Source organism: Nocardioides sp. CFH 31398 (genome assembly GCF_022436705.1).
GTDB lineage: Bacteria > Actinomycetota > Actinomycetes > Propionibacteriales > Nocardioidaceae > Nocardioides.
The window spans coordinates 1-12,330 of record NZ_JAKUHT010000030.1; the positions used below are offsets into that span (position 1 = coordinate 1).

Annotated in this window: 14 protein-coding genes; 5 read left to right on the plus strand and 9 right to left on the minus strand. The window is 75.1% G+C overall.

Annotated features, from left to right (window positions below):
• From MJ876_RS19080 to MJ876_RS19100, 5 genes are all read right to left on the minus strand, one after another.
• On the minus strand, positions 1–529 hold a 529-nt coding region (locus tag MJ876_RS19080), incomplete at its 3' end, for an alcohol dehydrogenase catalytic domain-containing protein (protein WP_374202486.1).
• 12 nt (positions 530–541) lie between these two features.
• Entirely contained in the window at positions 542–901 is a 360-nt protein-coding gene (locus tag MJ876_RS19085) for a hypothetical protein (protein ID WP_240238827.1), read from the minus strand.
• Positions 898–1,776, minus strand: coding sequence for a hypothetical protein (locus MJ876_RS19090; RefSeq protein ID WP_240238828.1), 879 nt, complete (start codon positions 1,774–1,776; stop codon positions 898–900). The genes MJ876_RS19085 and MJ876_RS19090 overlap by 4 nt, the downstream gene beginning before the upstream one ends.
• Complete coding sequence (locus MJ876_RS19095; protein WP_240238829.1) at positions 1,776–2,618, minus strand: citryl-CoA lyase; 843 nt, start codon at positions 2,616–2,618, stop codon at positions 1,776–1,778. The genes MJ876_RS19090 and MJ876_RS19095 overlap by 1 nt, the downstream gene beginning before the upstream one ends.
• The gene (locus MJ876_RS19100) at positions 2,615–3,790 is read right to left on the minus strand and encodes a CaiB/BaiF CoA-transferase family protein (protein ID WP_240238830.1); all 1,176 of its coding nucleotides are present in this window, start codon (positions 3,788–3,790) and stop codon (positions 2,615–2,617) included. The genes MJ876_RS19095 and MJ876_RS19100 overlap by 4 nt, the downstream gene beginning before the upstream one ends.
• A gap of 177 nt (positions 3,791–3,967) precedes the next feature.
• On the opposite strand from MJ876_RS19100, the gene MJ876_RS19105 reads away from it, so the two are divergent.
• Both MJ876_RS19105 and MJ876_RS19110 read left to right on the plus strand, forming a co-directional pair.
• Positions 3,968–5,446 carry an amidohydrolase family protein gene (locus MJ876_RS19105; RefSeq protein ID WP_240238832.1) on the plus strand — a complete coding sequence of 493 codons (1,479 nt, stop codon included), beginning with the start codon at positions 3,968–3,970 and terminating at the stop codon, positions 5,444–5,446.
• 43 nt (positions 5,447–5,489) lie between these two features.
• A complete protein-coding gene (locus MJ876_RS19110) occupies positions 5,490–6,320 on the plus strand; it encodes an IclR family transcriptional regulator C-terminal domain-containing protein (protein WP_240238834.1) in 831 nt (276 codons plus the stop codon).
• A gap of 25 nt (positions 6,321–6,345) precedes the next feature.
• Here MJ876_RS19110 and MJ876_RS19115 read toward each other — a convergent pair whose 3' ends face one another.
• Positions 6,346–6,873: a DUF3515 domain-containing protein gene (locus tag MJ876_RS19115; protein ID WP_240238936.1), complete on the minus strand. Its 528-nt coding sequence runs from the start codon at positions 6,871–6,873 to the stop codon at positions 6,346–6,348.
• Positions 6,852–7,088: an Lrp/AsnC ligand binding domain-containing protein gene (locus MJ876_RS19120; RefSeq protein WP_240238937.1), complete on the minus strand. Its 237-nt coding sequence runs from the start codon at positions 7,086–7,088 to the stop codon at positions 6,852–6,854. The genes MJ876_RS19115 and MJ876_RS19120 overlap by 22 nt, the downstream gene beginning before the upstream one ends.
• Positions 7,089–7,224: 136 nt before the next feature.
• Between MJ876_RS19120 and MJ876_RS19125 the strand changes: the two genes are divergently transcribed.
• Positions 7,225–8,217 (plus strand): thiamine-phosphate kinase, encoded by a 993-nt coding sequence (locus MJ876_RS19125; protein ID WP_240238835.1) that lies wholly within the window; start codon positions 7,225–7,227, stop codon positions 8,215–8,217.
• On the opposite strand, the gene MJ876_RS19130 is transcribed toward MJ876_RS19125, so the two are convergent.
• Positions 8,140–9,138 (minus strand): EamA family transporter, encoded by a 999-nt coding sequence (locus MJ876_RS19130; protein ID WP_240238836.1) that lies wholly within the window; start codon positions 9,136–9,138, stop codon positions 8,140–8,142. The two genes, MJ876_RS19125 and MJ876_RS19130, sit on opposite strands and share 78 nt — an antisense overlap.
• A gap of 72 nt (positions 9,139–9,210) precedes the next feature.
• Between MJ876_RS19130 and MJ876_RS19135 the strand changes: the two genes are divergently transcribed.
• Positions 9,211–10,176: a LysR family transcriptional regulator gene (locus tag MJ876_RS19135; protein WP_240238837.1), complete on the plus strand. Its 966-nt coding sequence runs from the start codon at positions 9,211–9,213 to the stop codon at positions 10,174–10,176.
• 127 nt (positions 10,177–10,303) lie between these two features.
• Here MJ876_RS19135 and rpmB read toward each other — a convergent pair whose 3' ends face one another.
• Entirely contained in the window at positions 10,304–10,489 is a 186-nt protein-coding gene (gene rpmB / locus MJ876_RS19140; RefSeq protein ID WP_240238838.1) for a 50S ribosomal protein L28, read from the minus strand.
• A 126-nt stretch (positions 10,490–10,615) separates the two neighbouring features.
• Between rpmB and MJ876_RS19145 the strand changes: the two genes are divergently transcribed.
• Positions 10,616–12,316: a DAK2 domain-containing protein gene (locus MJ876_RS19145; RefSeq protein ID WP_240238840.1), complete on the plus strand. Its 1,701-nt coding sequence runs from the start codon at positions 10,616–10,618 to the stop codon at positions 12,314–12,316.
• Positions 12,317–12,330: the final 14 nt, after the last annotated feature.

Consider the following 12,330-nt stretch of genomic DNA (forward strand, 5'->3'; position numbering starts at 1 on the left):
GGCGGCACCCCGCGACCACGCGTGCGGCGCCGAGCGGCCGGGCCGCCCCCAGAGCGGCCTGGCCGACGGCGCCCCCGCCGCCGAGGACGAGCACGTGCTCGCCCGGCGCCACCCGGGCGCGCAGCACGAGGCACGCCCACGCCGCGACGGCCGACAGCCCCAGCGCCGCGACGGCGGCGTCCGGCAGGTCGTCGACGTCCTCCAGCACGGTCACCGCCGGGTCGGGGACGACGACCCGCTCGGCCAGCGCGCCGTCGCCGGCCGCCATGCCCGCCGTCGTCGCCACAAACACCCGCGCGCCGACCGGGTGGACGTCGGACGCCTCGACGCGGCCGACCCCCTGCACCCCCGGCGCGTACGGCGTCGCCGGCGCCCCGAAGTACGACGTGCCCGACGCGCAGAGCAGGTCCAGCGGCACGACCGGGGCGGCCGTGACCCGCACGAGCGTGGTGCCCGGTGCGACGACGGGGTCGGGCCGGTCCGCCACGACCGGGGGGCGGCCGGGCTCGGTGACGACGAGCGCACGCACTGCTCGGCCCGCCTACGTCGCGATGTCGGGGTAGGGCAGCGACAGGTGCGCGAGCGCGGCGCCGTACGCCTTCTGGTACTCCAGCGGCCCGTGGTCGCGCTCGAACATCGCGATGAACAGCGTCAGCGTCAGGAAGGGGTGCGCGCCCATCCCGAAGAGCGCCACGTGGTCGTGCGTCCTCAACGCGCGACGCTCCTCGTCGGTGAACGCGAGCCAGGTGGACCGCTCCTCGCTGATCGAGCCGAGGATGCGGTTCGCCATCTCGGCCTCCCACCACTCGACGAGACCGACCGGGTCCGTGCGGTAGCGCTCGACGAGCTCGGGGTCGCGGTCGACGGTGAAGAGGAACTTGTTCAGCAGGTACTTGCTCATCGGACCGCCCCCGTCCGGGGGTCCCCGCCCGGGAACCAGGTGAAGTAGGCCTCCATCGTGTGGAACAGGTCGAGGGAGTCGACGTGGTCGGCGGGGACGCCGTCGCCGGCGGCACCCATCATCAGCATGAAGTCCATGAACCCGTGGGTCGCGTTGCCCGGGAGGTGGAGGCTGTCGAGGGTGACCTCCTCGAGGCACCCGGTGACGTCGCCGCGGGCGATCCAGTCGACGGCGCGGCGGTCGAACTCCGGGTCGGGGCCGTGCGGGCCGAACTGGCGGGGCCCGCCCAGCTCGAGCGAGAGGTGGCCGGTGCCGATGATCGCGACCCGCTGCTGCGACGGCCACGACTCGACCATCGCGCGGATCTGCCGGCCCAGCTCCACGAACCGCCACGGCGGCGGGAGGGGCGGCGCGAAGATGTTGGTGTAGATCGGCACGATCGGCAGGTCCGCCTCGGGCCGCAGCGTGATGATCGGGCACGTGATCGAGTGGTCGATCCGCAGCTCGTTGCTGAACGCCAGGTCGAAGCCGGAGTCCAGGCCCTGCCGCAGGATGTGCTCGGAGAGCTGCTCCTCGCCCGCCAGGTGGAAGCGGGGGAGCCCGAACTCGCGCTCCTCGTTGTACCAGTTCGCGTCGTACGTCGGCGCCTTGCCGACGAGGAACTGCGGCATGTTGTCCAGCCACAGCTGGTGGAAGTGGTCGCTGCCCACCATCACCAGGACGTCGGGCCGCGCGGCGGTCAGCGTCTCGCGGAAGCGCTCGATCTTCTCGACCCAGGCGTCCGCGAACGGCGGCCGGTCGTCGCCGACGGCGGTGCTCGCCCGGTAGTAGAACGGGTGGTGGGTCGACGCGATGACCGCGCAGACGGTCGCCATCAGGGGGCCTCGCTCTCGGGGTCGGAGCCGGTGGTCTCGGGGTCGACGTAGACCGCGTTGCGGTCGACGGCCAGGTAGGCGTCCATGCCGATCGGACGGCGCCGCTCCTCGGCGATCTGCCCGAGCAGCCCGGCGGCGCGGGCCAGCAGGGCGAACCCGCGGAGCATCTCGACGGGCAGCCCCAGGTCGGCCAGGGCCGCCCCGCACACCCCGGCGCCGTTCAGCGGCAGCCGTCGGCCGAGCACCTGCTCGTGGGTGCGGCCCACCGCCTCGAAGAGCCGCAGGTGCGGTCCGCGCAGGCCCTCCTCCTCCGCGATGCGCAGCAGCACCGGGGTTCGGGGGTCGCCCTGCTTGTGGACGGGGTGGCCGATGCCCGGCACGAAGCGGCCGGCGTCCTTGGTGCGTCGTACGGCGGCGAGCGCGAGGGCGTCCCAGGCCTCGAGGTCGTCGGCGTCCTCGGGCGCCGGGTCGTCGTCCAGGACGGCGTGCAGCCACTGCCCGCAGTCCTCGGTGACGCCGAGGAACCGTGAGCCCCCGCCGAGCAGGCCCGCGGCCAGCGCGCCCTGCAGCGAGTCGGGGGCGGACAGGTAGGTCAGGCGCGCCGCGATCGCGGTCGGGGTGAAGCCGTGGTCGGCGAGCGCGACCAGCACCGCCTCGAGCACCCGCACCTCACCGGGGCTCGGACGGCGCATCGCCACCAGCCAGAAGGCCAGCTCGCCGAACCCCACCTCGCCCATCAGCTCGGCGGTCAGGTCGTGGCCGAGCAGCCGGATCTCGTCGGCGGTGGAGGTCCCCAGCGAGGTGGGGAAGCGCAGGTCGGGGGAGCCGGGGGAGTCGGTCATGCGTCCTCCTCGAGCCACGCCCGGATCTCGGCACCGTGCTGGTCGAGCCCCGGAGGCGGCAGGACGTAGTCGGGTGGGGTCTCGGAGAGCCGGATCGGGTGGCGGATCGACGGCACCATCGCCTCGCCCTCACCGACCTCGACCACCGGCTCCAGGCCGACGGAGGTCGCGAACGCGACGCCGTCGTCCACGGAGTTGATGGGCCCGCACGGCACACCCGCGGCGATGATCTCGGTGAACCAGTCGTCCGCGTCGCGGGTGGCGAGCCGCTCGACGAGCAGCGGGCGCAGCGCGTCGCGGTGGGCGTTGCGGGCCTCGTTGCGGGCGAACCGCTCGTCGTCCGCGAGCTCGGGGACGCCGAGCACCTCGACCAGCTTGCGGAACTGCCCGTCGTTGCCCGCGGTGACGATGAGGTCCTTGTCGCGGCAGGGGAGCGGCTCGTAGGGGAAGAGGCTCGGGTGGCTGTTGCCCATCCGGTGCGGCACCGTCCCGCCCGCGACGTACGCCGAGGTCTGGTTGACCATCCCGGACAGCGCCGAGGCCATGAGGTTGACCTCGATGTGCTGGCCGCGGCCGGTCTCGTGACGCTTCTGCAGCGCCGCGAGCGCGCCGATCGTGGCGTGCATGCCGGCCATGACGTCGAACACCGAGATCCCCGCCCGGTACGGCGCGCCGTCGGGCGACCCGGTCAGGCTCATCAACCCCGAGATCGCCTGCACGATCAGGTCGTAGCCCGGCAGCCTCGCTCCCTCCACGCTGCTGCCGAAGCCGCTGATCGAGGCGTAGACGATCCCGGGGTTGGTGGCCGCCACCGAGTCGTAGTCGAGGCCGAACTTCGCGAGCCCGCCGGGCCGGAAGTTCTCGAGCATGACGTCGGCGCGCGCGGCGAGGCGCTGCGCCACCGCGACGTCGGCGGGGTCCTTGAGGTCGAGGGCGATGGACCGCTTGTTGCGGTTGATGCCGAGGTAGTACGTCCCGACCGTCGCCCCCGTGGCGTCGGTGCGCACGGGCGGCACCCACGAGCGGGTGTCGTCGCCGCCTGGGCTCTCGACCTTGACGACCTCCGCACCCAGGTCGGCCATCAGCATCGAGGCGTACGGCCCGGCCAGGATCCGCGAGAAGTCCGCCACCAGCAGGCCCGCGAGGGGGCCGCTGCGCTCCGGGGTCGTCATCGGTGGGGCGCCTCCTGGACGGTCGAGCTCGGCTCCGCGGACATGTGTACGAGGAGGTCACCGGCTCCCAGAGCCCTCGTTCGGGGTGTCGTTGACAGCCGCAGGTGACGAGGGCCACAGTGGCAACTCCCGAGCCGACCGTCAAGCGGACAGGTGTCCGCAGAACCGGAGAACGTCATGAGCGAGTCCGTCCACCCCGACACCGGAGCCGTCGTCCTGCGCGGCGGCACCGTCGTGACCATGGACGCCGGGCGCCGGGTGCTCCACGGCGCCGACGTCCTCGTGGTCGGCGACCGCATCGCCGAGGTGGGCACCGACCTGCAGGTGCCCGCGGGCACGACCGAGGTCGACGCGACGGGGGGCGTCGTCATGCCCGGCATGATCGACACGCACCGCCACATGTGGCAGACCGCCATGCGCGGGTACGGCGCGGACTGGTCGCTGACGCAGTACTTCGTCTGGTACTACCTCGAGCACGGCCGCCGCTTCCGGCCCCAGGACGTCCACGCGGGCAACACGCTGTCGGCCTGGGACGCCCTCGAGGCCGGCGTCACCACGACGGTCGACTGGTCCCACGGGCTGCAGACCGTGGAGCACGCCGAGGCCGCCGCGCAGGCGCTCGAGGCCGTGCCCGGCCGGTTCGTGCTGGCCTACGGCAACATCGCCGCCGCGCCCTGGGAGTGGACGACGCAGGCGGAGGTGCAGGACTTCGTCCGGCGCACGCGCGAGCGCGGCCGCCTCGGCGTCCAGCTCGCCTTCGACGTCACCGGCGACCCGGAGTTCCCCGAGCGGGCGGCCTTCGAGGTGGCCCGCGACCTCGACGTCCCGGTCACCACGCACGCCGGCGTCTGGGGCGCGACCAACGACGACGGCATCCGGCTCATGCACGACCACGGCTTCGCGGGCCCCGACACGGTCTACGTGCACGCCGCGACGCTGACCACGGACTCCTACCACCGCATCGCCGCCAGCGGCGGCTCGATCTCGGTCTCGACGGAGTCCGAGCAGAGCGCCGGCCAGGGCTACCCGCCCACCTGGCAGGTCCGCCGCCACGGCATCGACGTCTCGCTGTCGCACGACACCAGCGTCTGGTGGAGCGCCGACCTGTTCACGGCCATGCGGACGACGCTCGGCGCCGACCGCTCCCGCGAGCACCTCGAGGCGCACGCGGTCGGTGACACCGTCACCCAGCTGCACCTGCGCGCCCAGCAGGTCGTGGAGTGGGCGACCCTGGGTGGTGCGAAGGCGCTGGGGCGAGACGACCTCGGCAGCATCGAGCCTGGCAAGACCGCCGACGTGGTGCTGCTGAAGAACGAGCACTCGGCGTACTCGTTCCCGCTGCTGAACCCCTACGGCCACATCGCCCTGCAGGCGCAGCGCGGCGACGTCCACACCGTGCTCGTCGGCGGCAGGGTCGTGAAGTCGGAGGGCCGCCTCGTCGGCGCCGACCTCGCCGCGGTGCGCCGCGACGTCGAGGCCACCGTCGAGCACCTGCGCGCCGACATGGGGGACGACGTGTGGGCCGGCGGGATGGACCCGGCGATGCCGGACGACGACGGCGCCGTGCTCGACAACCCGTACCAGTACACGCAGTACAAGTCCCACGCCACGCACGGCGCCCGGGGCACCATCTTCGGGGAGCCGACCGGTTCCTGAGGGGCCGAGGGGCGAGCGGCCGGCGGAGCGACGGAGGGGTGACGTGGCGGGACGGGGATCGGGACCGGACTTCGTGGAGGCGCTGGCGCGCGGCCTCGACGTCGTGCGCAGCCTGGGTACGGCGTCCCGCCCGATGTCGCTCAGCGAGGTCGCGGAGGCCACGGGCCTCGCGCGGCCGACGGCGCGGCGGCTGCTGCTGACCCTGACCGAGCTCGGCTACGTCCGCACCGACGGGCCGACCTTCGCCCTCACGACGCGGGTGCTCGAGCTCGGGACGGCGTACGTCTCGTCGCTGGGGCTGTGGGACATCGCCCGGCCGCACCTCGAGGCGCTCGTCGCGCGGACGGGGGAGTCCTCGTCGATGGCGCAGCTCGACGGCAGCGACATCGTGTACGTCGCCCGCGTCGCGGTGCCGAAGATCATCGCGCTGCGCGTCGAGATCGGCACGCTGTTCCCCGCCCCGCAGACCTCGCAGGGCAAGGTGCTGCTCGCCGCGCTCGCGCCCGACGAGCTGGAGCGCGTGCTGGACCTGCCCAGCCGGGCGGGCCTGCCCCCGTACATCGGGCGGACGCCGGAGCGGCTGCGCGAGGAGCTGGTGGAGGTCCGGGCCCGCGGCTGGGCGCTGGCCGACGAGGAGCTCGCGCCCGGCGTGCGGTCCGTGGCCTGTCCCGTGCGGGACGGCGAGGGCGTCGTCCGGGCGGCGATGAACGTGACGGTCCACGCCGCCGAGACCCCCACCGACCGGCTGCTCGGCGACCACCTGCCGCTGCTGCTGCGCACGGCCGGCGACGTCAGCGCCGAGTGGGCCCTGTGGCAGTCGCGACCCCACGTCGAGGTGACGCCCGCTGTCGACCGGGCCGCGGGCGCGGACTGAGCCTGCTCGGGAGGGGCGAGCGGGGTCAGTCGCGCGGGTCGGCCACGACGCACGGGTTGGGGTTCGGCACCGTGTCCTTGATCGCCGGCGCGATCTCGATCAGCACCTGCACCGGGGGCCGGTAGTCGGCCGGGATGCGCAGCTCGAGGGCCGGGTCGAAGCCGATGGTCGTGGCGACCGCCTCGGCGGTCTGGTCCTCCATCTGCTCGTCGGGGACGAACCAGTCGACGCCGGCGACGTCCTGGCAGGCGGAGGCCACGCGGCTGAAGCCGAGCGGGGTGCCGACCCCGCAGGAGAGCACGATCGGCGGGTCGCCCCAGGCGACGGCCTCCGACCCGCTGGAGACGACCTCGCGGCGTCGGGCGTTCGCCAGCTCGTCGGGCAGGGCGTCGGCCAGCGCGTCGCAGACGCGCGCGTCGGCGCCGTCGACCTCGGGGGTGTCGACCTCGAGCGTGGGCGTGCAGGCGGTGGCGGCCCCCAGCAGCAGGAGCGCGGCGAGCAGGCCCCGGACCGGTCGGGACAGGGGCTCGGTCAGATGTGGACGACGGGGCAGGTCAGCGTCCGGGTGATGCCGTCGAGGGTCTGCACCTTCGCGACGACCAGCTTGCCGAGCTCGTCGACGTTGCGGGCCTCCGCGCGCACGATGACGTCGTACGGACCGGTGACGTCCTCCGCCATGGTGACGCCCTTGACCTTGGCGACCTCGGCGGCGACCTCGGCGGCCTTGCCGACGTCGGTCTGGATCAGGACGTACGCCTGGACGACCATGTGAGCTCCCCTTCGAACGCACGAGAACCGGTGGGCCCGACGCGCCGGACGGCTCGCCCGGGTGATCGGTGTCACGGGTCAACCTACCGCGCGTGCCTGCGTCGGGGGCAACGGGTCGCTCTGCTGTGATGGACCCATGGCCCCGGCAGACCCGTCCCCCTCCTCGGCCCGCGACGTCCCCCGGGACGCGACCCTCGCCGACCTGGGGGAGTTCTCGGTCATCGACGCCCTCACGGCGATCTTCGAGCAGGGCGAGCACGTGGACGTCGGCCCCGGCGACGACGCGGCGGTCCTGTGGTGCGACGACGACCAGGTGCTGGTGTCGACGGACCTCATGGTGGAGGACCGCCACTTCCGGCGCGCGTGGTCCGAGGCCGCCGACGTCGGCCACCGCGCGGCCGCGCAGAACCTCTCCGACATCAACGCCATGGGCGGGCGCGCCCACAGCCTGACCGTCGGTCTCGCGGCGCCGCCCGACCTGCCGGTGGCGTGGGTGCTCGACTTCGCCCGGGGCTTCGCCGAGGAGTGCGCGCTCGTCGGGGCCTCCGTCGTCGGCGGCGACCTGACCCGCGCCGACGCGATCGTCGTCGCGGTGACGGTGATCGGCCGCTGCCGGATCGACCCGGTCCTTCGCTCCGGGGCGGAGCCCGGCGACGTCGTCGCGATCGCCGGCCGCCAGGGCTGGGCGGCGGGCGGTCTCGCCGTCCTCAGCCGGGGCTTCCGGTCGCCGCGGGCGCTCGTCGAGGCGCACCGCCGCCCGCAGCCGCCGTACGACGCGGGCCCGGCGGCGGCCGACGCCGGCGCGACCGCGATGCTCGACGTCTCCGACGGGCTGCTCGGCGACCTGGCCCACCTCGCCCGGGCCTCGGGCGTCTCGGTCGACCTGCGCCGCGACGCGCTGGAGGTCCCGGACGCCCTGCGGTCCGTGGCCGCGGCCACCGGCTCGGACCCGACCGAGCTCGTGCTCACCGGGGGTGACGACCACGCCCTGGTCGCCACCTTCCCCGCCGACGCCGAGGTCCCGGCGGCCTTCCGGGTGATCGGGTCGGTGCTAGCGGCCGGCGACGCTCCGGCGGTCACCGTCGACGGGGTCGTCCACGAGGGCGCCGGGGGCTGGACCCACTTCTGAGTCCCCGGTCCCGACCTCCGGACGGGCCGGCCGGCCGCGCACGGCCCGCACGATCGTGGGCAGCAGGACGCCGGTCACGACGAGGAGCCCGCCGAGGACCTCCACCAGCGCCGGCACCTCGCCCAGCACCAGCCAGGCGGCCGTGAAACCGGTGACGGGCAGGAGCATCGAGAAGGGCGCGACCGCGCTGGAGGGGTGACGGCGCAGGAGCGCCGTCCAGATCCCGCTGCCGACCACGGTCGCCACGACGACGGTGTAGGCCAGGCCCAGGTTCGCGGGCAGCGCCTCGGGGGTGAACGCGGTGGCCAGCGAGCGGCCGATCCGGTCCGGCCCCTCGACGGCCAGGGCGAGCAGGCCCATGGGCAGCGGCGGCACCACCGTCATCCACATCATCAGCGCGAACGGCGACTCCGGCTGCGCCTTGCGGGAGCAGAGGTTGCCGAACGCCCACCCGAGGCCGCCGCCGAGCACGAGCGCGACCGGCAGGACGGAGACGGTCAGCCCACGCCAGGCGGCGATGACGGCGAGGCCGGCCACCGCGATCCCGACGCCGACCATGGCCACCCGGGAGGGCCGTTCGCCGAGCAGACCGGCGGCCAGGAGCACGGTGAACGGCGCCGACGCCTGCAGCACGAGGGAGGCCAGCCCGACGGGCATCCCCGCCTCGAGGCCCCAGTAGAGGAGCACGAACTGCGCGATCCCGAACCCCGCGCCGTACCCGAGCAGCCAGCGCAGCGGCACCTGCGGGCGGCGGACCAGGAGGACCGCGGGGACGGCGAGCACCGCGAACCGCAGCGCGACCAGGAACATCGGCGGGTAGTGGTCGAGGGAGGCGTCGATGGCGATGAAGTTGACCCCCCAGGTCACGGCCACGAAGGCCGCGAGCAGGACGTCGCGGGTCGGCATCGAGGTGATCGGCACGACGCCCATCCTCCCCGCACCGACCGTGAAGATCCATCGAGCATCAGTTCATCGACGTTGTAGCGTCGGTTCATGGTCGACCTGGAGCCCCGGCGGCTCGCCCTGCTGCACGAGCTGGCCCGGCGCCGCAGCGTCACCGCGGTCGCGGAGGCGCTGCACCTGACCCCGACGGCGGTGTCGCAGCAGCTCAAGGTCCTCGAGCGCGAAGCGGGGACGGCGCTGCTCACCCGCGTGGGGCGCGGCGTCGAGCTCACCGACGCCGGGGAGGCGCTCGCGCTCGCCGCGCGCGACCTCGAGGAGGCCCGGGCCCGGGTGGAGGCGACCTGGGACGCCTACCGCCACCGCGTGGCGGGCGCCGTGACGCTCAGCGTCTACCCGACCGCGGGCCAGGCCCTGCTGCCCGGGCTGCTGCGGCGCCTGGCCGTGCACCCGGAGCTCGGGCTCGACGTGGTCGAGGCCGACATGGTCGGCGACGCGTACGCCGACCGCACCGACCACGTCGACGTCGTCCTGGGCCACCGGGCGTGGGTCGACGGGCGGTGGTCCGACGGACCGGCGCGGGGGCTCGTGGTCCGCGACCTCGCGTCGGAGCCGCTCGACGTCGTCGCCCCGCCCGGGCACCGCCTCGCGGGCCTGTCGGAGGTCACGGTGGCCGACGTCGCCGACGAGACGTGGGTGGGCGTCCCGGTCGGCTGGCCGTTCGACCGGGCCCTGGTGGCCTGGTTCGCGGCCGCCGACCGGCTTCCCCGGGTGGGCCACCGCTACACCGACCTGCGCGTGCAGGAGGCGCTGGTGGCCGCCGGGCACGGGGTCGCCCTGATGCCGCGCCAGGCGGTCGAGCACGCCGTCGGCGGGGCCGGCGACGCCCGGCTCGTGCTGCGGCCGGTCCGCCCCGAGCGCAGCCGCGCGGAGCGGCCGGTCCGCCGCATCGCCGCGCTGTCCCGACCCGACCGCGCCGTCCGGGTCGCCGTCGCCACCGTCCTCGACGCCCTCGCCGCCGAGGCCGCCGAGGTCCCCGGCTGGGACCCGCCGGGCTGAGGCGGTCCAGCGCCGGGGGTGGGCGGAGCGCCGGCGACCGGCGGCGGGGCCGCCGCCGACGAACGGGCCCCGACGCACGACAGCCCCCGACGCCGGGGCGTCGGGGGCTGTCGGACGGCTCAGTGCGTCAGCGGGTGACCTTGCCGGCCTTGATGCAGCTGGTGCACACGTTGAGACGCTTCGGGGTGCCGTTCACCTTGGCGCGGACGCGCTGGATGTTCGGGTCGAAGCGACGCTTGGTGATCTTGCGGGACCACGGCCGGTTGTGACCGAAGCCCGGGGACTTGGCGCAGATGTCACAGACGGCGGCCACTGTCAGCTCCTGGGATCGAGGTACGAAGTTCTGTGCACGCGACACCCGAGGGCGCCGGAGGCAACCGCAGCAGCGTAGCCGAGGCGGTCGCGCGGGAGCGAATCCGGCTCCTCTAGCCTGTCGCGCGTGGTGAGCGCGGGGGAGACCAGCGAGGTCCCGGCCCTGGTGCGCTTCCTCGACGAGGCTACCGAGGCCCTGGCCGCGGCCCGCGAGGAGATCGACGCCCTCAACGTCTACCCCGTCCCGGACGGCGACACGGGCACGAACCTCTACCTGACGCTCTCCGCGGCCCGCGACGCCGTGCGCGCCCTGCCCGGGGCCGACCCCGACGCCCCGGTGCGCGAGGCGCCCGCGCTCGGCGAGGTCTGGGCGACCATGGCCCGCGGGGCGCTGCTGGGTGCGCGGGGCAACTCGGGCGTGATCCTCAGCCAGATGCTCGGCGCCGTCTCGGCCACGGTGGCCCGGGTCCTCGCCGAGCCGGCGCCCGAGCAGGACGGGGTGGCGACGGCGCGACCGGGCAGCGTCCTGGCCCGGGCGATGGCGGCGGCGGTCGAGGCCAGCTACGCCGCGGTGGGGGAGCCGGTCGAGGGCACGATCCTCACCGTCGCCCGCGCGGCGTCCGAGGCCGCGACCGAGGCCGCCACCACCGGTGGCGTGCGCCGGGTCGTCGCCGACGCGGCCGCCGCCGCGCGTGAGGCTCTGAGCCACACCCCCGAGCAGCTCGCCGTCCTCGCCGAGGCCGGGGTGGTGGACGCCGGGGGGCGCGGCCTGGTCGTCGTCCTGGACGCCGCCGAGCACGTCCTCACCGGCCGACGGCCCGTGTCCGTCCCGGCGCCGCTGGCCGCCCACCGCATCCCGGTCGTCGGGCACCCCGTGCCCGCGGCGTCCACCGCGCCCCGCTCACCGGGGACGCCCCCCTCCGAGCCGTCGAGGTCGGCGTACGAGGTCGTCTACCTGCTGCGGGCGCCCGACGACGCCGTCCCGGCCCTGCGGGCGCGCCTCGGCGCCCTCGGCGACTCCCTCGTGGTGGTGGGCGGCGACGGGCTGTGGAAGGTCCACGTGCACGTCGACGACGCCGGCGCCGCGGTCGAGGCCGGCCTGGCCGCCGGGACCCCCTCGGAGATCGCCATCACCGCCCTGCCGCCCGCCCCCGGCGTCGAGCGGTCGGGACGACGCGTCGTCGCCGTCGCCGCGGGCCCCGGCCTGGAGGGGCTGTTCGCCGAGGCCGGGGCGGTCGTCGTCCCGGGCGGGCCGGGTCGGCGGCCCTCCGCCGGCATGCTGCTCGAGGCCATGGACGCCGGGGACGTCGCCGAGGTCGTGGTCCTGCCGAACGACGCCGACACCGTCGCCACCGCCGAGCTCGCCGCGAGCACGCTGCGGGAGCGGGGCGACGTCCAGGTGGCGGTGATCCCGACCCGCTCGCAGGTCCAGGGCCTGGCGGCGCTCGCGGTCCACGAGCCGGCCCGGACGCTCGCCGCCGACGTCCTCGAGATGACCGCCACCGCCCGCCACGTCAGGCAGGGCGCGGTGACGGTGGCCGCCCGGCGGGGCATGACCATGGCCGGCCCGTGCGAGCCCGGTGACGTGCTCGGCGTGATCGCCGGTGACTTCGCCGTCGTCGGGTCGGACCTGGCGACCGTCGCCCGTGACGTGGCCGAGCGCCTCCTGGCGGGTGGCGGCGACCTCGTCACCCTCGTCGCGGGGCAGGAGGACGCGGGCACGACGGCCGCCCTGGCGGCGTACGTCGAGGAGCACCACCCCGCTGTCGACGTCGTGGTGTACGACGGGGGCCAGGACCGCTACCCGGTGCTGCTCTCGGTGGAGTAGGACAGGAGGAACAC

What these genes read in the sequence shown, in the direction of transcription:
- MJ876_RS19105 (WP_240238832.1), top strand. Translation starts at nt 3,968, where the DNA reads ATGAGCGAGTCCGTCCACCCCGACACCGGAGCCGTCGTCCTGCGCGGC.
- MJ876_RS19120 (WP_240238937.1), bottom strand. Translation starts at nt 7,088, where the DNA reads ATGGTCGTCCAGGCGTACGTCCTGATCCAGACCGACGTCGGCAAGGCC.
- MJ876_RS19125 (WP_240238835.1), top strand. Translation starts at nt 7,225, where the DNA reads ATGGCCCCGGCAGACCCGTCCCCCTCCTCGGCCCGCGACGTCCCCCGG.
- MJ876_RS19135 (WP_240238837.1), top strand. Translation starts at nt 9,211, where the DNA reads ATGGTCGACCTGGAGCCCCGGCGGCTCGCCCTGCTGCACGAGCTGGCC.
- MJ876_RS19095 (WP_240238829.1), bottom strand. Translation starts at nt 2,618, where the DNA reads ATGACCGACTCCCCCGGCTCCCCCGACCTGCGCTTCCCCACCTCGCTG.
- MJ876_RS19085 (WP_240238827.1), bottom strand. Translation starts at nt 901, where the DNA reads ATGAGCAAGTACCTGCTGAACAAGTTCCTCTTCACCGTCGACCGCGAC.
- MJ876_RS19090 (WP_240238828.1), bottom strand. Translation starts at nt 1,776, where the DNA reads ATGGCGACCGTCTGCGCGGTCATCGCGTCGACCCACCACCCGTTCTAC.
- MJ876_RS19100 (WP_240238830.1), bottom strand. Translation starts at nt 3,790, where the DNA reads ATGACGACCCCGGAGCGCAGCGGCCCCCTCGCGGGCCTGCTGGTGGCG.